Source organism: Moellerella wisconsensis, assembly GCF_022592395.1.
Taxonomy (GTDB): domain Bacteria; phylum Pseudomonadota; class Gammaproteobacteria; order Enterobacterales; family Enterobacteriaceae; genus Moellerella; species Moellerella wisconsensis.
Genome location: NZ_CP093242.1, coordinates 2,210,884 through 2,228,878, shown reverse-complemented (window position 1 = coordinate 2,228,878; position 17,995 = coordinate 2,210,884). Strand labels below are relative to the sequence as shown.

14 protein-coding genes are annotated in these 17,995 nt (G+C 44.0%); 12 read left to right on the top strand and 2 right to left on the bottom strand.

The window, feature by feature from the left end; all coding sequences use genetic code 11:
- The first annotated feature begins 3 nt into the window (after positions 1–3).
- The 8 genes from nuoG to nuoN are packed head-to-tail and all read left to right on the top strand — an operon-like array spanning position 4 to position 9,975.
- Complete coding sequence (nuoG, locus tag MNY66_RS09845; RefSeq protein WP_047257021.1) at positions 4–2,736, top strand: NADH-quinone oxidoreductase subunit NuoG; 2,733 nt, start codon at positions 4–6, stop codon at positions 2,734–2,736.
- On the top strand, positions 2,736–3,713 hold the full coding sequence (nuoH, locus tag MNY66_RS09840) for an NADH-quinone oxidoreductase subunit NuoH (RefSeq protein WP_047257020.1): 978 nt from the start codon (positions 2,736–2,738) through the stop codon (positions 3,711–3,713). Before nuoG ends, nuoH begins: the two co-directional genes overlap by 1 nt.
- Positions 3,714–3,727: 14 nt before the next feature.
- Positions 3,728–4,270: an NADH-quinone oxidoreductase subunit NuoI gene (nuoI, locus tag MNY66_RS09835; protein ID WP_047257019.1), complete on the top strand. Its 543-nt coding sequence runs from the start codon at positions 3,728–3,730 to the stop codon at positions 4,268–4,270.
- 12 nt (positions 4,271–4,282) lie between these two features.
- Complete coding sequence (gene nuoJ, locus MNY66_RS09830) at positions 4,283–4,825, top strand: NADH-quinone oxidoreductase subunit J (protein ID WP_047257018.1); 543 nt, start codon at positions 4,283–4,285, stop codon at positions 4,823–4,825.
- Positions 4,822–5,124 (top strand): NADH-quinone oxidoreductase subunit NuoK, encoded by a 303-nt coding sequence (gene nuoK, locus MNY66_RS09825; protein ID WP_047257017.1) that lies wholly within the window; start codon positions 4,822–4,824, stop codon positions 5,122–5,124. Before nuoJ ends, nuoK begins: the two co-directional genes overlap by 4 nt.
- Positions 5,121–6,971 carry an NADH-quinone oxidoreductase subunit L gene (gene nuoL / locus MNY66_RS09820; protein WP_047257016.1) on the top strand — a complete coding sequence of 617 codons (1,851 nt, stop codon included), beginning with the start codon at positions 5,121–5,123 and terminating at the stop codon, positions 6,969–6,971. Before nuoK ends, nuoL begins: the two co-directional genes overlap by 4 nt.
- A gap of 19 nt (positions 6,972–6,990) precedes the next feature.
- Positions 6,991–8,511, top strand: a complete 1,521-nt coding sequence (gene nuoM, locus MNY66_RS09815; protein WP_241500758.1) for an NADH-quinone oxidoreductase subunit M — start codon at positions 6,991–6,993, stop codon at positions 8,509–8,511.
- A gap of 6 nt (positions 8,512–8,517) precedes the next feature.
- Complete coding sequence (nuoN, locus tag MNY66_RS09810) at positions 8,518–9,975, top strand: NADH-quinone oxidoreductase subunit NuoN (RefSeq protein ID WP_047257014.1); 1,458 nt, start codon at positions 8,518–8,520, stop codon at positions 9,973–9,975.
- A gap of 290 nt (positions 9,976–10,265) precedes the next feature.
- Here nuoN and MNY66_RS09805 read toward each other — a convergent pair whose 3' ends face one another.
- Positions 10,266–11,303: an alpha-xenorhabdolysin family binary toxin subunit B gene (locus MNY66_RS09805; protein WP_241500757.1), complete on the bottom strand. Its 1,038-nt coding sequence runs from the start codon at positions 11,301–11,303 to the stop codon at positions 10,266–10,268.
- Positions 11,304–11,557: 254 nt separating this feature from the next.
- Here MNY66_RS09805 and MNY66_RS09800 point away from each other — a divergent pair, with 254 nt between their 5' ends.
- On the top strand, positions 11,558–12,505 hold the full coding sequence (locus MNY66_RS09800) for an IS30 family transposase (protein WP_140035165.1): 948 nt from the start codon (positions 11,558–11,560) through the stop codon (positions 12,503–12,505).
- Here MNY66_RS09800 and MNY66_RS09795 read toward each other — a convergent pair.
- On the bottom strand, positions 12,488–13,615 hold the full coding sequence (locus MNY66_RS09795) for an alpha-xenorhabdolysin family binary toxin subunit A (protein WP_241500756.1): 1,128 nt from the start codon (positions 13,613–13,615) through the stop codon (positions 12,488–12,490). The genes MNY66_RS09800 and MNY66_RS09795 overlap by 18 nt on opposite strands.
- A 251-nt stretch (positions 13,616–13,866) precedes the next feature.
- On the opposite strand from MNY66_RS09795, the gene MNY66_RS09790 reads away from it, so the two are divergent.
- The 3 genes from MNY66_RS09790 to menH all read left to right on the top strand — a co-directional run bounded on the left by MNY66_RS09790 (position 13,867) and on the right by menH (position 17,989).
- The gene (locus MNY66_RS09790) at positions 13,867–15,222 is read left to right on the top strand and encodes an isochorismate synthase (RefSeq protein ID WP_047257033.1); all 1,356 of its coding nucleotides are present in this window, start codon (positions 13,867–13,869) and stop codon (positions 15,220–15,222) included.
- A 329-nt stretch (positions 15,223–15,551) separates the two neighbouring features.
- On the top strand, positions 15,552–17,225 hold the full coding sequence (gene menD / locus MNY66_RS09785) for a 2-succinyl-5-enolpyruvyl-6-hydroxy-3-cyclohexene-1-carboxylic-acid synthase (RefSeq protein ID WP_053908090.1): 1,674 nt from the start codon (positions 15,552–15,554) through the stop codon (positions 17,223–17,225).
- On the top strand, positions 17,225–17,989 hold the full coding sequence (menH, locus tag MNY66_RS09780) for a 2-succinyl-6-hydroxy-2,4-cyclohexadiene-1-carboxylate synthase (RefSeq protein WP_241500755.1): 765 nt from the start codon (positions 17,225–17,227) through the stop codon (positions 17,987–17,989). The genes menD and menH overlap by 1 nt, the downstream gene beginning before the upstream one ends.
- Positions 17,990–17,995: the final 6 nt, after the last annotated feature.

Genomic DNA, 17,995 nt, shown 5'->3' with positions numbered 1-17,995 from the left:
AGCATGCTGACTATGGCTACAATACATGTAGACGGCAAAGAATATGATGTAAACGGGGCTGATAACCTGTTACAAGCCTGCCTGTCATTAGGGCTGGATATTCCTTATTTTTGCTGGCATCCGGCGCTGGGAAGCGTTGGCGCTTGCCGCCAGTGTGCGGTTAAGCAATACCAAAACGCAGAAGACACTCGCGGTCGACTGGTAATGTCTTGTATGACGCCTGCGGCAGATGGCACCTTCATTTCTATTGATGATGAAGAAGCCAAAATGTTCCGCGAGAGCGTCGTTGAATGGCTAATGACCAACCACCCACACGACTGCCCAGTCTGTGAGGAAGGCGGTAATTGTCATTTGCAGGATATGACAGTGATGACCGGTCATACCATGCGTAAATATCGTTTTACCAAACGTACACATCTTAATCAGGATCTCGGCCCATTCATTAGTCATGAAATGAACCGCTGTATTGCCTGTTATCGCTGCGTGCGTTATTACAAAGATTATGCCGACGGTACCGATTTAGGTGTCTATGGCGCGCATAATTATATCTATTTTGGTCGTCCTGAAGACGGAACCTTAGAAAGTGAGTTTTCCGGTAACTTAGTAGAAGTTTGTCCTACTGGGGTCTTTACCGATAAAACCCATTCTGAGCGTTACAACCGTAAATGGGATATGCAGTTTGCACCGGGCGTTTGCCAGCAATGCAGTTTGGGTTGTAATACCAGCCCGGGCGAGCGTTATGGTGAATTACGGCGTATCGAAAACCGTTTTAACGGTTCGGTAAACCAGTATTTCCTTTGCGACCGTGGTCGTTTTGGTTACGGCTATGTCAATCGCAAAGATCGTCCGCGTCAGCCGCTGTTAATAAAAGACGGCGTACAGCAAGTTCTCTCTGCGGTCGATGCGATGCGCAGTGGTGCGCAAATCCTAAACCAAGCACAAAAAGTGATTGGTATCGGTTCACCCCGCGCCAGCATTGAAAGTAACTACGCACTGCGTGCTCTGGTCGGCGCTGAGAATTTCTATTCCGGCCTATCTGCGGCTGAGCAAGGTCGCTTAGAGCTGATGCTTAATCTGCTGCAAAAAGGTGGTATTTATACGCCGAATCTGCGTGAAATCGAAGGCTATGATGCGGTACTGGTGCTGGGTGAAGATTTAACTCAAACCGGCGCACGTATGGCGTTATCGGTTCGTCAAGCCGTGAAAGGTAAAGCGCGTGAAATGGCAGCAGCCCAAAAAGTGGCAGACTGGCAAATCGCGGCAGTGATGAACATTGGCCAGCGAGCTAAATATCCGCTGTTTGTGACTCACGTTGATGATACGCGTTTGGACGATGTGGCGGCCTTTAATTACCGTGCGGCTGTTGACGATCAAGCCCGTTTTGGTTTTGCGATTGCACATGCGATTAATGGCGAAGCACCGGCGGTTGATGGGCTTTCCGCTGAGTTAAGCGCTAAAGTAGAGATGGTTGCTCAAGCGTTAGCCAGCGCTAAAAAACCATTAATTATTAGTGGTAGTCACGCCGCCAGTGACGCGATTATTCAAGCTGCCGCCAACGTGGCTTTGGCTTTAAAAGCCAAGGGTAATCAGGTTGGGCTGTCTTATATCGCGCCTCATGCTAACAGTTTTGGTTTAGCCATGATGAATGCCGAACCACTGGATAGCGCCTTAGCACAGATAGAATCCGGTGCGGTAGATACCGCGATTGTGATGGAAAATGATTTATACCGTCACGGTAGCGCCAAAGCGATTGATTCGGCACTGACTAAATTGAAACAGCTAATTGTCGCTGATCATCAACGTACCGCGATTATGGATAAGGCTGACCTTATCTTACCTGCGGCGAGTTTTGCCGAGAGCGACGGAACATTAGTCAATCAGGAAGGTCGTGCACAACGTTATTTCCAAGTTTTCGACCCCAGTTTTTACGATCACTCGATTGTGATGAACGAAAGCTGGCGTTGGTTGCATTCGCTGCAAACAGAAGCACAGATGCGCGAAATTGATTGGTCTCAACTCGATGATGTTATTGCTGATTGTGTGGCTGCATTACCGCAGTTTGCACCGATTGTCGATGCGGCACCAAAAGCTTCATTCCGTATTCGTGGGCAAAAACTGGCACGTTCACCGCATCGCTACAGTGGCCGCACCTCAATGCTGGCAAATGTGAGTGTGCATGAGCAACGTCAGCCACAAGATAAAGACACTGCCTTTGCTTTCTCTATGGAAGGAAATAACAGCCCAACCGCGCCACGTCAGCAAATTCCATTTGCTTGGGCGCCAGGCTGGAACTCACCACAGGCATGGAATAAATTCCAAACTGAAGTCGGTGGGCATTTACGCTTTGGCGATCCTGGTGTGCGTTTATTTGACGGTCAAGATGGCAATATCGGCTATTTCACGACGATACCAGCGGCCTACCAGCCAAAAGAATCCGAGTGGATTGTTGCGCCTTATTACCATTTATTTGGCAGCGACGAAATGTCTCAACGTGCCGAGGTTATCCAACAACGGATGCCAGAACCGTATGTGATGTTAAATCAATCAGACGCTCAAACCTTGGGAATGACGCCGGGCGCAATGGCGGAATTTAGCCATGCTGGACAAGCGTATCGTTTGTCGGTGCGTATCAGTGCCCATCTTGCTCAGGGACAAATTGGTCTGCCACTGGGAATGCCGGGTATCGCTCCTGTAATGGCGGGTATATCAGTGAATAACCTGCGAGGTGTTGCATGATGGATTGGTTATCTCCGGCGGTAATGGAAGTGCTGATCTCAATCTTGAAATCAGTCGTGATTCTGTTAGTCGTCGTCACCTGTGGTGCTTATATGAGTCTCGGGGAGCGTCGTATTCTGGGATTATTCCAGAATCGATATGGCCCGAACCGTGTGGGTCCATTCGGTATGGGACAGCTAGTAGCCGATATGTTCAAAATGCTGTTTAAAGAGGACTGGATCCCTAAATTTGCCGACAAAAAAATCTTTACGTTGGCACCAGTGATTGCGTTTTGTTCGCTCTTTTTGGCTTTTGCTATCGTTCCGGTTAGCCCAACATGGTATGTGGCTGATTTAAATATCGGGATTTTATTCTTCCTGATGATGGCCGGTCTAGCGGTGTATGCGGTGCTGTTTGCTGGCTGGTCCAGTAACAACAAATATTCATTGCTTGGCGCGATGCGTGCCTCAGCGCAAACCGTTAGCTATGAAGTGTTTCTCGGCATCTCGCTGCTCGGCGTTGTGGCTCAGGCGGGCTCATTCAACATGCTAGATATTGTCAATTCCCAAGAGCATATGTGGAATATTATTCCTCAGTTCTTTGGCTTCCTGACATTTGCTATCGCAGGGGTTGCGGTGTGTCACCGTCATCCTTTTGACCAACCAGAAGCTGAGCAAGAGTTAGCTGACGGTTATCATGTTGAATATTCCGGTATGAAGTTCGGTCTGTTCTTTGTCGGTGAATATATCGGTATTGTGACCGTATCGGCATTGATAGTGACACTGTTCTTTGGTGGATGGCATGGTCCATTCCTGCCAGCATTTATCTGGTTTGCAATTAAGACGGCGTTCTTCATGATGATGTTTATCTTGATCCGTGCCTCTTTACCGCGTCCGCGTTATGATCAGGTGATGTCATTTGGTTGGAAAGTCTGTCTTCCATTGACTCTGATAAACCTGCTGGTAACCGCCGCAGTAATTTTGTGCAACGCTCAATAAGGGGTGATTGAACCATGACATTGAAAGATTTAGTGGTCGGTTTCGCCACCCAGGTACGCAGTATTTGGATGGTCGGGCTACATGCCTTCGAGAAGCGCGAAACGCTAATGTATCCGGAAGAACCGGTCTACCTGCCACCCCGTTATCGTGGGCGCATCGTGTTAACTCGCGATCCTGACGGTGAAGAGCGTTGTGTTGCTTGTAACTTATGTGCGGCTGCCTGCCCAGTTGGCTGTATTTCGCTACAAAAAGCCGAGCATGAAGACGGTCGCTGGTATCCAGAATTCTTCCGTATCAACTTTTCGCGCTGCATTTTCTGTGGCTTATGCGAAGAGGCTTGCCCAACAACTGCAATCCAGTTAACACCGGATTTTGAAATGGGCGAATGGAGACGTCAGGATCTGGTCTATGAGAAAGAAAACTTATTAATCTCAGGCCCGGGTAAATATCCAGATTATAACTTTTACCGTAAATCCGGTATGGCGATAGCTGGTAAAGACAAAGGCGAGGCGGATAACGAAGCCAAACCGATTAACGTCAAAGACCTGTTGCCGTAAGGAGCGATATTCATGGAATTTGCATTTTATATCGCCGGACTGGTAGCCATCTTGGCAACACTGAGGGTGATAACCAATACCAATCCGGTGCATGCACTGCTGTATCTGGTGGTTTCTTTGCTGGCACTGTCCGTGGTGTTCTTCTCGCTTGGCGCTTATTTTGCCGGTGCGTTGGAGATAATCGTCTATGCGGGCGCAATCATGGTGCTGTTTGTCTTCGTCGTCATGATGCTGAATCTAGGCCGGACGGTGGTTGAGCAGGAGCGTGCATGGTTAACGCCGAAAGCGTGGATTGGACCGGCAATACTTTCTGCGGTGCTGTTAGGAATTTTAATCTACAGCATCAACAGCTTGTCTTACACTCACGGTATTACCGGTGAAATGATCAGCGCGAAAGAGGTCGGTATCAGCTTATTTGGTCCGTATGTTTTAGCGGTCGAGTTAGCGTCATTGCTATTATTAGCCGGTCTAGTGGTGGCTTTCCACATTGGTCGTGAAGATAAAAGCCAACGCGGTGATATCGTCAGTAACCGTCATGCGGAGGAACAAAAATGATACCTCTTCAACATGGTCTGATTTTGGCGGCAATTTTGTTTGTAATGGGGCTAAGCTGCCTTGTTATTCGCCGTAACTTGCTGTTTATGCTAATCGGACTGGAAGTGATGATTAACTCTGCTGCGTTGGCTTTTGTCGTCGCTGGGAGTTTCTGGGGGCAACCAGATGGCCAGGTGATGTATATCCTGGCAATTGCTCTGGCTGCAGCGGAGGCGAGTATTGGCTTGGCGTTGTTGTTACAACTCCACCGCCATCGCCAGAACCTGAATATTGATAAAGTCAGTGAGATGCGCGGATGAATTTACTTTATTTAACCATTCTGCTGCCGTTATTGGGATTTTTGCTGCTGGCATTCTCCCGGGGACGCTGGTCAGAAAATGTTTCCGCCATTGTCGGAATAGGTTCGGTTGGATTAGCGGCATTAGTGACCCTCAATGCGGGGATTGATTTTCTTGCTCATAATAGCGAAGGCGGCTATGTGTATAGCCAAACGCTGTGGCATTGGATTTCGGTCGGTAGCTTTAATATTCCCTTTACCTTAGCGTTAGATGGTCTGTCTCTGACCATGCTGAGTATCGTGACTGGCGTGGGTTTTTTAATCCATATGTACGCCTCATGGTATATGCGCGGTGAAGAGGGCTATTCTCGTTTCTTTGCTTACACTAACCTGTTTATTGCCAGCATGGTGGTGTTAGTTTTAGCCGATAACATGATGCTGATGTACATGGGCTGGGAAGGGGTAGGGCTGTGCAGTTATTTGCTGATTGGCTTTTATTATACCAATCCAGACAACGGCAAAGCGGCGATGAAAGCCTTCTTTGTAACCCGTGTCGGTGACGTATTCTTAGCTATCGGTATGTTTATCCTATTCAATGAATTAGGCACGTTGAACTTCCGTGAAATGGCTATTTTAGCGCCACAGAAATTGGCGGAAGGCTCAGTGATGATCAACTGGGCAACGCTGATGATCTTGGGCGGCGCCGTTGGTAAATCGGCGCAGTTACCGTTACAAACTTGGTTAGCTGATGCGATGGCGGGGCCGACCCCAGTGTCTGCCTTAATCCATGCGGCAACCATGGTTACTGCCGGTGTTTATCTGATAGCACGCACTCATGGCTTGTTCTTGATGGCGCCTGAGATCTTACATTTAGTCGGGATTATAGGTGCAGTAACGTTGCTGTTTGCCGGTTTCTGTGCACTGGTACAAACCGATATCAAACGTGTGTTAGCTTACTCAACCATGAGCCAAATAGGCTATATGTTCTTGGCATTGGGCGTGCAAGCATGGGATGCAGCGATTTTCCACTTAATGACACATGCATTCTTTAAAGCATTGCTGTTCTTGTCGGCGGGCTCGGTGATTATTGCCTGCCACCATGAACAAAATATCTTTAAAATGGGCGGCTTGCGCAAGCAGATTCCGTTTATTTATGTCTGTATGATTGTCGGTGGTAGCGCACTTGCGGCCTTACCTCTGGTCACTTCAGGCTTCTACAGTAAAGATGATATTTTGTGGGGCGCGGCGATTGATGGTCAGCAAATCCTGAAATGGGCCGGTTTGGTTGGTGCGTTTATGACGGCAATGTATACTTTCCGTATGATTTTCATCGCGTTTCATGGCGAAGCAAAAATCAAAACGCAGCCTATTAATGGTATAACCCAAAAATTACCGTTAACTGTGTTAGCTGTATTAGCTACCTTTGTTGGCGCTCTGTTTATTCATCAGCCACTTGAAGGCGTATTCCCAGTGAATTCGCACGCTCATGAGGCGGGTAAAACAGTATTAGAAACTATCTCCGGTGGCTTGGCGATTGCAGGTTTACTGGTGGTTGCCTTCCTGTACTTAGGTAACCGTAAACTGGTCAATGGAATTGCAAAAAGTTTGCTTGGTCGGATGTTCTCAGGGCTGTGGTTCCACGGCTGGGGCTTTGACTGGCTGTATGACGTTATTTTTGTTAAACCATTCAAAGGGGCTGCTTGGTTATTGGAAAGCGATCCGGTGAATTCATTGATGAACCTGCCTGCACATTTGTCCCGTTGGGCAAACAAAGGGCTGGCTGTCAGTGAGAATGGTCAAATCCGTTGGTATATCGCCTCTATGGGGCTGGGTGCAGTGCTCATCTTAGCTCTGCTGCTTTTGGTTTAATTAAGGGACACATTGCGCCATGCTATTACCTTGGCTAATACTTATTCCCTTCATCGGAGGCCTGCTGAGCTGGCAGGCTGACCGATTTAGCCATCGCGCTCCACGTTGGATAGCGCTGGCTACGATGGGATTAACGCTTATTTTCTCCGTTCAGCTATGGCTGACAGGGGATTACTCATTAGTGAACCCTCAGGGAGCACCTATCTGGCAAGAAGAGTTCTTCATGCCATGGATCCCTACGCTGGGCATAAACATTCAACTGGCTGTTGATGGCTTATCACTGTTAATGGTGGTTTTGACTGCGGTGATGGGGATCTTCTCCGTTCTCAGTTCATGGAGTGAAAACCAACCGAATCAGGGCGCTTATCACTTTAACCTGCTGTGGATCTTGGCCGGTGTGATGGGAATTTTCCTGGCTGTCGATTTATTTCTCTTTTTCTTCTTCTGGGAAATGATGCTGATACCGATGTACTTCCTGATTGCTAATTGGGGCCATAAAGGCTCTGAAAACAGAAAGCACATTAACGCAGCGACTAAGTTCTTTATTTATACCCAAGCCAGTGGCTTGATCATGCTTATCTCGATTGTTGGTCTAGCGATTGTCCATTTCCGCACTAGTGATGTTTGGACCTTTAACTATAACCAGCTGTTAGGCACGGCAATGTCGCCAACGGTACAGTTTATGTTAATGCTGGGCTTCTTTATTGCATTCGCGGTAAAAATGCCATTGGTACCATTCCATGGTTGGATGGCCGATACACAGGAACAATCTCCAACCGCAGGTTCGGTAGATATTTCTGGTATTATGCTGAAAACCGCGGCATACGGTTTGTTACGTTTTACGCTGCCACTGTTTCCTGAAGCCTCGATTACATTTACACCAATAGCCATGGCGTTGGGTGTAATTAGTATTTTCTATGGTGCATGGCTGGCATTTAAACAGACTGATATCAAGCGTTTAGCCGCTTACAGTAGCTTATCGCACATGGGTTTTGTAACCGTAGCGATTTATGCAGGATCTGCGCTGGCTTATCAAGGCGCGGTACTGCAAATGATGACCAACGGCCTTTCTGGCGCGGCATTGATTATTATCAGCGGTCAGTTATATGAACGAACCCAGACGCGCGATATGCGTATGATGGGCGGTTTATGGAAACGGATTAAATGGTTACCTGGGTTATCTTTGTTCTTTGCTGCCGCCACATTGGGTATGCCGGGAACCGGTAACTTTATCGGTGAATTCCTGATTTTCTTTGGTACCTTCAGTCAGTTTACTGTGGTGACTTGTATTATGGTATTTGGTGTAGTGTTTGCGTCTGTCTACTCATTGTGGATGATGCAGCAAACATATTATGGAACACCAAAATCTGAGAAGGAATTTAAAGGGTTATCAGCGCGTGAGTTCGGCGTGTTAATTACTCTGGCTATATTACTGGTTATTCTCGGCTTTTATCCGCAACCTGTACTGGATACTTCAGCGGGTGCGATGGAAACCTTGCAAAACCTGTATTCGGCTTCACTTTCAACATTAAGGCTGTAATTCGCCATGACAATAACTCCTCAACAACTGATCGCGCTGTTACCGCTGTTGATCGTCGGATTGACGGTGGTGGTTGTGATGCTGTCCATTGCGTGGCGACGCGATCACTTAACCAGTGCTTCTGTGACCGTGTTCGGCTTCGTTGTCGCGCTGGTATCACTGATTTTCGTTAACAACCTTACCCCTATTGATGTCACCGGTTTGGTGCATATCGATAGTTATACGCTGTTCTATTCCGCCTTAGTCCTTTTGGCCGGTATAGCTACGTCGATTTATGCTTTCCAATGGCTAGAAGGTTATCCGGATAATAAAGATGAATTTCATTTGCTACTGGCGATAGCCGTAGCGGGTGGCGTGTTGTTATCCATGGCCAATCATCTTGCCACGCTGTTTATCGGGATTGAATTAATCTCTCTGCCATTATTTGGCTTAGTTGGTTATGCTTTCCAGCAGCGTCGTTCTTTGGAAGCGGCTATCAAATATATGCTGTTATCCGCCGCAGCTTCGTCATTCCTGCTGTTCGGTATGGCGTTACTGTATGCTGAATCTGGTGATATGAGCTTTGTCGGCCTCGGCAAAAGCCTCGCTGACAGTACTATCCACCAGCCATTGATTTTGATTGGCTTGGGGATGATGATCGTCGGGATTGGTTTTAAATTATCGCTATTTCCGTTCCAATTATGGACTCCCGATGTTTATCAGGGGGCACCTGCGCCTGTGGCTGGGTTCTTGGCAACCGGCAGTAAGATTGGTATTTTTGCGGTACTGATGCGTTTATTTTATGAAGCGCCAGCCGCAGATAGCCAAACGTTATCAATCGTAATTAGTGTAATCGCTATTGCATCGATTCTATTTGGTAACTTGCTGGCATTATCGCAAAAAAATATCAAACGTTTACTGGGTTACTCTTCTATCTCCCACATGGGGTATTTATTGGTAGCGTTGGTTGCTTTACGTGCCGATCCTATTGCTTCTCAGATAACCGTAGCGATTTATTTAACCGGTTATTTGTTTGCCAGTTTAGGCGCCTTTGGGGTGACGAGTATTATTTCTAGCCCATACCGTGGCGACGATCAGGATGATTTCAGCGCTTATCGCGGTTTATTCTGGCATAAGCCAGTATTAGCGACGGTCATGACGGTGATGATGCTCTCGTTAGCTGGGGTACCCATTACCTTAGGATTTATTGGTAAATTCTATGTCATCATCTCCGGCGTTAATGCTGATTTATGGTGGTTGACTGGTGCGGTAGTGGTGGGTAGTGCGATAGGTCTATATTATTATCTGCGTTTTATGGCGAGTTTATATAGCCGTGATGCGCAACATGCTGACCGTTACACAGGCCCAAATAAAGCTACTTTAGGCACGGTGGTTGCTGTTATTTGCGCGATTATGGTTGTGTTGCTGGGCGTTTGGCCACAACCATTATTAGATTATGCAGCACAAGCACTGATGAGTTTCTAATTTGCAAAATTTATAATGAAATTAGAATGTAGTCACAAGAATTAGCGATACTTTTTCAGGCTATTTCTAGTAATTAAAAGGCTCCCGATTGTTAGAGTAACAATGATCGGGGGCCTTTAATTTTATCGCTAATCGAAATCTCCGCCAGATAAGATCATAAAGATATCGCTGATATTTTAACCTCACCTAAATCCGATTATTTAAGATATCGATTATAGTTTAATTAATTATAGTTCAATCGATGATAGTTCAATCGATTAATCCTATGGCTTAATGGGCTGTAATCAGGGTTAATCTGTCAATAATCGATTATAGTGGTAAGCTAAATTATCAATAAATGCGCTAAATTTCTGCAAAGTAAGCGTCAATTGCGGTATAAATTCTGAGTGATGTAAGGCTATGGTTAATTGGTCACTATAATATTGCCAAATAAGGCATAAATTTTGTGATTGTTGGTAAATATATTTTCTTTTTTGGTTAATCTGATTAATGTCATCAGACAATGCCAGTTTACTTGTCAATGAATTAAGTCTATAGGTTAATGTTTGTAAAGCTAAAACTAGGGTAATTCGCTTTTCGGCAAGAATAATTCGTGCATTAACTAATAGACTAAACTCCAATCCAGAATCTATTACATCAATAAATTCTGATAAAAATGATAATGTCATTTTTAGAATTTCTATTTCATTACTTGGAATAGATAGTGAGGATAATTTTTCTGAACTAGGTAAACTTTGTTCAAATAAAGATTTTAATTTTCGGCGAATAATAATTTCTTCAGCAGCTATTATTACATCGATTTTTTCTATTGCCTGCTTTAATTGAGTTTGCTTTTCAGTAATTAACTCCTGTAAATTATTTTTTTTACGTTGATAACGCAGATTAATTTTCTCGATATCTTGAGTGAGCTGATAGCCACTAATATTATCATTATATTCAATTTGCTTTTTGATAATAAATTTAATAATTGATATCAACTCATTAATATCATAATGAATACCTTGTTTTAATTGCTCTTTTGCGTTATTCAATTCATTTATCTGTTGCTGATTAGTATTACTAATTAGTTGTTCATCTATTTCTTGATAAATATTTATTGTATCATTAAACGTAAGTTTACTAATGTTAGCGGTTACGATGGGTAATGAATAGCGAATATGTTCATTTAACCGTTGGCTATTATGGTTAATTCGTATTAGTCGTTGATAGATATCAGGGTTATAATCTGACTTGTGTTGAATTAATTGACTAATGCTATTAGCGCTCATTCTAAAATTAAAAATATCAATAGGTTCTAAGGTCGAAGGTAGAAAATCATTTTCTGACATATTTACTCCGATAAAATAAATTTTATATTGGCGAGAGAGGATTTATATTTTTATGTTCAAATAATAAGATTAAATGTTGAGAATAATCGGTGACTGCATCCCAAGATAAAATAATTTTCTTGAGCTGAATAGTGAATTGAGCCAATAAGTCGCGAATTCAGATAATAAGTGCAACGCTCGGTCATGTTAGATGGAAGGACGGTTAGCTACTGATAAGCTATCCTGCTCTTCCGACCAAAGATGAGCGAGTAAGTATGAAGTATCAGCAACTAACCGAAGGACAACGATACCAGATATCGATACTGCGTGAGGATAATTTATCCTGCCATGAGATAGGTATCCGTATCGGTGTAAGCAAGTCCACGGTCTCCCGTGAACTGAGGCGTAACACTTCAGATACTGGTTATAACCCACAACAGGCACACCAGAAGTGCTGTGATAGGCGGCTGTCATCTGCCAAAAGGACAATTCCTCAGCAGACCATAGATTTCGTGATATTTGCTCTGGAGTGGAAGTGGAGTCCTGAGCAAATAAGTGCAATTGGCAGCATTATTGGTCTTAGCGTCAGCCATGAATGGATTTACCAGTATATCTATGCGGATAAGCGTAGCGGTGGCGAGTTGTACAGGCATCTTAGGCAGGGCAAACGGCGATATCGTAAGGGCTACGGGCAGAAACGAGGGCGCATCCCTGACGCGGTATCCATTGAGCTACGGCCGTCAGTCGTCGATGACCGTAGCCGTCTGGGGGACTGGGAGGCCGATTTGGTGCAGGGTAAACAGGGCACTGGTGCTATCGTGACACTGGCAGAACGCAAAAGCCGTATTTACCTGACAAAAAAGGTGTTTTCAAAGGATGCGGTGGAAGTCAGTAAGGCCATTATCTCACTGCTGAGTGAGTATCAGGATGTATGTCACACAATAACGTTCGATAACGGTCTAGAGTTTAGTGAGCACAAGGCGATAGCAGAAGCACTGAACGCAGATACGTACTTTGCCCATCCGTATGCCTCGCATGAGCGTGGGCTGAACGAGAATACGAATGGGTTGTTAAGACAGTTTATCCCGAAAGGAACAGACCTGCGGACAGTGACAGAAGAAGACTTACAACGCTATCAGGGAGCGTTGAACAGCAGGCCACGCAAGTGTCTGGGGTTCAGACAACCTTCGGTGGTGTTTGCGGAGCTAAGAAAGGCGGCTTAGCGTTGCACTTCGGACTTGAATCCGCCAGTGACTATTATTAATAGTTTTAAATTTGGCTATTGAATCATTGATTTCAGCCAGAATAGTCTGCCACATGTAATCAAGATGATCTAAAGCTAGCCGCGCATCACGAAAATAACTGTCCATATGTTGTAGACGAACTGTTATATTAGATAATAATCCATTTAATTTTTTATCAATATTAATTTGTTCTTCAAGAGCAATAATTTCATTTAATAGTATATTTTTCCGCGCTCTAATTTTTTCAGCTTTATCGCCAAAAATACTACCAGTAATAATTAGGCCAATAATACCACCTGCTAAACCAGTAAAAGCCAACTTAACATAATGGCTATACTCTTGTTCTAACTGACCAACTTCATCTTTTTTTAATTCAATTTGATTTAATAAATGATGTGTTTCATTACTATCAATAATATCCTCTAATTGTTGTTTTATTTTTCGAGTGGCAAATAATAAAGAATCTATCTGTTGTTCATTAGATAGATTACCCCCAATTATATATGTTCTAAAATCGGCGACTGTATTTCTAACAACCGTGGTTTTTTTTGATTGAAGAATAATATCATCTTTAATTAACTCTAAAATATTAACTAGTTCATTGGCGATAATATAATCATCAGAGGAAAATCCAATTAACTCAATATTGGAAATGTCTAGTTCCTCAATACGTTGGCTTATTCGTTCTAATAAAGGCATTTGATTAATGTAATCAATTAATTGATTGCCAGTCATTGTAATATTTCTACCGGTAAGTTCTAAATCGATTGATTGTTGTTTAACTTGATATTCAACATTATTCCAGCTCAATGCATGTTGTCTAATTTTAATAAATAAATCGATAAGTTCAGATATTTTTATGGGTAGGGTATTTTTCTGACTGATTTTTGTATCAAAAACCATATCTTTATGTTTAATAGGTAAAAGTAAACTAAAGTTAATGTATTTTTTTATATTTATTAAATCCTCAACAGTAAATATTCCCGGCTTTCGACTAACCAGAGAGTCAGACATACTCAATAGCTTTAATGTTTCAGAGGGAATAGTTTTTCTGTCTATTTCTTTATCATGGACGAGTTCAGTATTCATAGATTTTTATCCAGTAGGTAACAAAGGTTAATAAAATATACCGCTCTTAATGCTCAGTTCTTAATTCTTAACAATACTTCGCCGTTAGCGAGATTTCTTTTTAGCATAAACTGCCGTGGATACCGAGAATGTTTAATTAATATAAATAATCAATGCTTTAATATTTTCTATTGAATCGTATAATCATCTATTCCTTAAATCAGTGATGTAGCGAGTGAGGCTGGTAAGTGAGCAATCAGAGTGCTGAGAATATGCGCGGTAAAAAAACAGCTACCGATAAAATAAATAATGAAAATAACAGTGTTGAAAATGTCATCACTCAATTGCTATGCCTGCTACCAACGTTGTCATTAGCGCCAAAAGAAATAACTAGATTAGTTTATTCAGTAAGACCAGATGCTGATTTCTCTGGGCTCAATTGGCTTGCTGCACAACCGTGTTTTCCTCAATTCTATTGGGCAACCCGTTGTGGCAATGAAGAAAGTGCTGCGCTGGGGCTAGGGAAAAAATTTAACTCGGTGCAAGAGGGAGAAATATTCCTATTAGAGAACCCTCAATATCCCGATATGCGTATTTGTGGGCTAAATGGTTGGGAGGCTATCGGTGGCAGTTGTTCTTCTCCACCAGAAAATAGCGCGTTCTTTTTTCTGCCGCGCTTGGAATGGCAGCGTGATCTTCAAGGGCAGCGATTGATTCTGACGCTCTTTGGCGAGGAAGATATTCCCGCGACTGAACAATTTCTATTGTCATTGCAGCCGGCGGCTAATATACACACATTGAATACCCAAATTATACAGCAGCAGCATCATCCCCAGCATGATGAATGGTGCCGTTTATTAACTTTAGCTATTGCTAAAATGCAAACTGACCCGTTAGAAAAAGTGGTGATGGCCCGCCAAACAGCGCTGACATTGGCAGCGCCATTAGGGGTAGCAGATTTTTTATATGCCAGCCAGCAAGTTAATCATCAGTGTTATCATTTTATGCTGGCTTTTGATAAGCAACAGGGTTTTATTTCATCAACGCCTGAGCGTTTATATTTACGTCAGGGGAAACAGTTGCTTACTGAGGCATTAGCTGGAACAGTAGCGAGCAGTGATGATGATCAAATCGCGGCTAAAAATGCTCGCTGGCTAATGGAAGACAGTAAAAATCAACATGAAAATTTAGTTGTTGTCGACGATATCTGCCAGCAACTGCAAGGTCGCGTTTCTGCGGTGGATGTTTCTCCCGCAGAAATTATCCGGTTACGCAAAGTCCAGCATTTACGGCGTTCAATTAAGGCGGTGTTATTTTCAGCATCGGATAGCGATTGTCTGAATCGCTTGCAGCCAACAGCGGCAGTCTCTGGATTACCGCGTACAATTGCCCGTCAGTTTGTGACAGAGCATGAACCGTTTGAGCGCCGTTGGTATGCCGGCAGTGGCGGTTATATTAGTTCTAATAAAAGTGAGTTTGCCGTGTCATTACGCTGCGCTGAAATTAATGGCCATCATATCTATTTATATTCTGGCGCGGGGATTGTCAGCGATTCATGCCCTGAACAAGAGTGGCAAGAAATTGACAATAAAGCGGCGGGATTAATTTCATTGCTTAACAATTCTTAGACGCGAAGATAACCGTTCAGCGGTATGACTTATTTTATTAGCCTGAGTTAAAATACTAAAATAACCGTATAATTAAAAAGGTTATTTTCTTATTTATTTCAATTATTTCGTTGAAAATTGTTCCTAGATCAAGAAAATTTTAGCCGGGCGGCTACACTAATATACGCAGGATCATATAAACGAAATATTATGAGGCTGTATGTGATAGCTCTGTTGTGGCTTTAATCTACTGAATAAAATGTACTGAATATAAGATGTACTAGGCAAATAATATGCAGTGCAAAAATTATAATAATCATAAATAAATTGAGTGAGTTATGTCGAATAGTATGCCGAATAGTGTGTTTAATCGTCGTTGGGCGGAAGTGATCCTCGAGTCATTGACTCGTCACGGTATGCGGCATATTTGTATTGCCCCGGGGTCTCGTTCGACGCCGCTTACCTTGGCGGCCGCGCAGAACCGTAAGCTGCATTGCCATACCCATTTTGATGAACGTGGACTCGGACATTTAGCCTTAGGGCTCGCTAAAGCAACTAAAGAACCGGTCGGCGTTATCGTGACTTCTGGAACCGCGGTCGCAAATTTGTATCCGGCATTAATTGAAGCTGGATTGACTGGTGAGAAAGTCATTTTTATCACCGCTGATAGGCCACCAGAATTAATTGATTGCGGTGCGAATCAGGCAATTCGACAAACCGATATTTTTGCCTCTCATCCCGCCCAGCGTTTAATGCTGCCGCGACCTGCGCGTGATATCTCGGCGCGCTGGCTAGTGAGTGCTATCGATAATGGCATGAATCAGCTTCATCACGGTGCTTTTCATATTAATTGCCCGTTTGCTGAGCCTCTGTATGGTGATACCGAGGGCGATTATGAGTGGCATGCCGAGCTAGGTAACTGGTGGAATTCAAATCTTCCATGGTTAAGTGAACCATTAAATCTTAGCGTAGCCTATATTTCGGATTGGTACTTTTGGCGGCAAAAGCGCGGTGTTGTGGTTGCCGGCAGAATGAGTGCCGAAGAGGGCGAAAAAGTGGCTCTCTGGGCGGAACAACTCGGTTGGCCACTATTAAGTGACGTGTTGTCGCAAACCGGGCAACCCTTACCGTGTGCCGATTTATGGCTCAATAATCCACAGGCGCAAGCACTCTTGCAACAGGCACAATTGGTTATCCAGTTTGGAGCCAGTTTAACCGGTAAACGATTATTGCAATGGCAAGCTCAATGTACTCCAGAAGAATATTGGATTGTCGATAGCACACCCGGTCGGCTGGATCCTGCCCAGCATCAAGGGCGCAAATTAACTTGCTCAATCGGTGGCTGGCTAGAAGCGCATTCACCTCAGCGTCGTGATCCGTGGTGTACTGAATTGAATCAAATTGCACAGTATGCTTATCAATTGACGGCTCAGCAATTAGCCGAACAATTCTCAGAAGCTGGCGTTGCCCATCAGCTAAATGAATTATTGCCGCCACGTGGGCAGCTATTTGTTGGCAACAGCTTGATAGTGCGTCTGATTGATGCTTTTTGCCAATTGCCAAAAGGCTATCCAGTTTACAGTAATCGAGGTGCCAGTGGTATTGACGGGTTGATTTCGACGACTGCCGGTGTGCAGCGGGCGACTACATTGCCAACCCTAAGTATCGTGGGGGATTTATCAGCGTTGTATGATCTCAATAGCTTAGCATTACTGCGTCAACCTTCGGCGCCTACAGTGTTAATTGTAGTTAATAATAATGGCGGACAAATATTTTCAATGCTACCGACGCCTGATGACCAGCGCCAGCGTTTTTATTGTATGCCACAAAATGTCGAGTTTTCCCATGCAGCGGCTATGTTTGGCCTGCAATATTGCCAGCCATCAGATTGGTTATCATTAAAAACAACAATTGAACAATTTTGGCATAATCAACACGGCTGTTTGTTGGTGGAATTATGTGTCGAGGGTGATCACGGTGCGCAAACCTTAAAACAGCTCGTTAATCAGATGGCTAATCTATAATGCTGGCGGCACGCTTATTTCATCGCTACCAATCAGGGCCGTGGTTGGTGTGGCTGCACGGGTTACTCGGAGACAGTACCGAATGGCTACCCATTATTAATCAGCTTAAAGATTATCCTTCGCTGGCATTAGATTTACCGGGGCATGGGCAATCGGTAAATATTAGCTGTACCGGATTTGCACCAGTAAGCTCGCTCATAAATGCGACTTTGGCGCAGTATCAGATTGAAGATTATTACTTGATTGGCTACTCATTAGGCGGTCGTTTGGCAATGTATCACGCTTGTTATTCACGGCCTTCAGGGCTAAAAGGGCTGATCATTGAAGGGGGAAATGTCGGATTAACTGATCTTTCAGAAAAACGGCAGCGCTCTATTAATGATCATTATTGGGCCGAACGTTTTCGCCATCAGCCATTCAGCCAAGTTTTAGACGATTGGTATCGTCAAGCGGTGTTTAGTCAATTAAATGACCAACAGCGTCAACAGCTTATTGCTTTGCGTAGTCATAATAATCCCCAGGCTATTGCGGATATGCTAGAGGCTACCTCGTTGGCTCAGCAGCCATTTATGGCCGATAAATTACAGCGCATAGATTGCCCCTTACTCTATTTATGCGGTGAACATGATCAAAAATTTCGCCGGTTAGCACAACAATATGCCTTACCGATGGATTTAATTCCTGAGGCGGGTCATAACGCCCATCAGGCTTCTCCGAATGCATTTGCTGATGCAATACACCAATTTTTATCACATTGTGGTTAAAGGAAC

What these genes read in the sequence shown, in the direction of transcription:
- MNY66_RS09790 (WP_047257033.1), top strand. Translation starts at nt 13,867, where the DNA reads ATGCGCGGTAAAAAAACAGCTACCGATAAAATAAATAATGAAAATAAC.
- MNY66_RS09805 (WP_241500757.1), bottom strand. Translation starts at nt 11,303, where the DNA reads ATGTCAGAAAATGATTTTCTACCTTCGACCTTAGAACCTATTGATATT.
- nuoJ (WP_047257018.1), top strand. Translation starts at nt 4,283, where the DNA reads ATGGAATTTGCATTTTATATCGCCGGACTGGTAGCCATCTTGGCAACA.
- MNY66_RS09800 (WP_140035165.1), top strand. Translation starts at nt 11,558, where the DNA reads ATGAAGTATCAGCAACTAACCGAAGGACAACGATACCAGATATCGATA.
- menD (WP_053908090.1), top strand. Translation starts at nt 15,552, where the DNA reads ATGCCGAATAGTGTGTTTAATCGTCGTTGGGCGGAAGTGATCCTCGAG.
- menH (WP_241500755.1), top strand. Translation starts at nt 17,225, where the DNA reads ATGCTGGCGGCACGCTTATTTCATCGCTACCAATCAGGGCCGTGGTTG.
- nuoL (WP_047257016.1), top strand. Translation starts at nt 5,121, where the DNA reads ATGAATTTACTTTATTTAACCATTCTGCTGCCGTTATTGGGATTTTTG.
- nuoM (WP_241500758.1), top strand. Translation starts at nt 6,991, where the DNA reads ATGCTATTACCTTGGCTAATACTTATTCCCTTCATCGGAGGCCTGCTG.
- nuoK (WP_047257017.1), top strand. Translation starts at nt 4,822, where the DNA reads ATGATACCTCTTCAACATGGTCTGATTTTGGCGGCAATTTTGTTTGTA.
- MNY66_RS09795 (WP_241500756.1), bottom strand. Translation starts at nt 13,615, where the DNA reads ATGAATACTGAACTCGTCCATGATAAAGAAATAGACAGAAAAACTATT.
- nuoG (WP_047257021.1), top strand. Translation starts at nt 4, where the DNA reads ATGCTGACTATGGCTACAATACATGTAGACGGCAAAGAATATGATGTA.
- nuoN (WP_047257014.1), top strand. Translation starts at nt 8,518, where the DNA reads ATGACAATAACTCCTCAACAACTGATCGCGCTGTTACCGCTGTTGATC.
- nuoH (WP_047257020.1), top strand. Translation starts at nt 2,736, where the DNA reads ATGGATTGGTTATCTCCGGCGGTAATGGAAGTGCTGATCTCAATCTTG.
- nuoI (WP_047257019.1), top strand. Translation starts at nt 3,728, where the DNA reads ATGACATTGAAAGATTTAGTGGTCGGTTTCGCCACCCAGGTACGCAGT.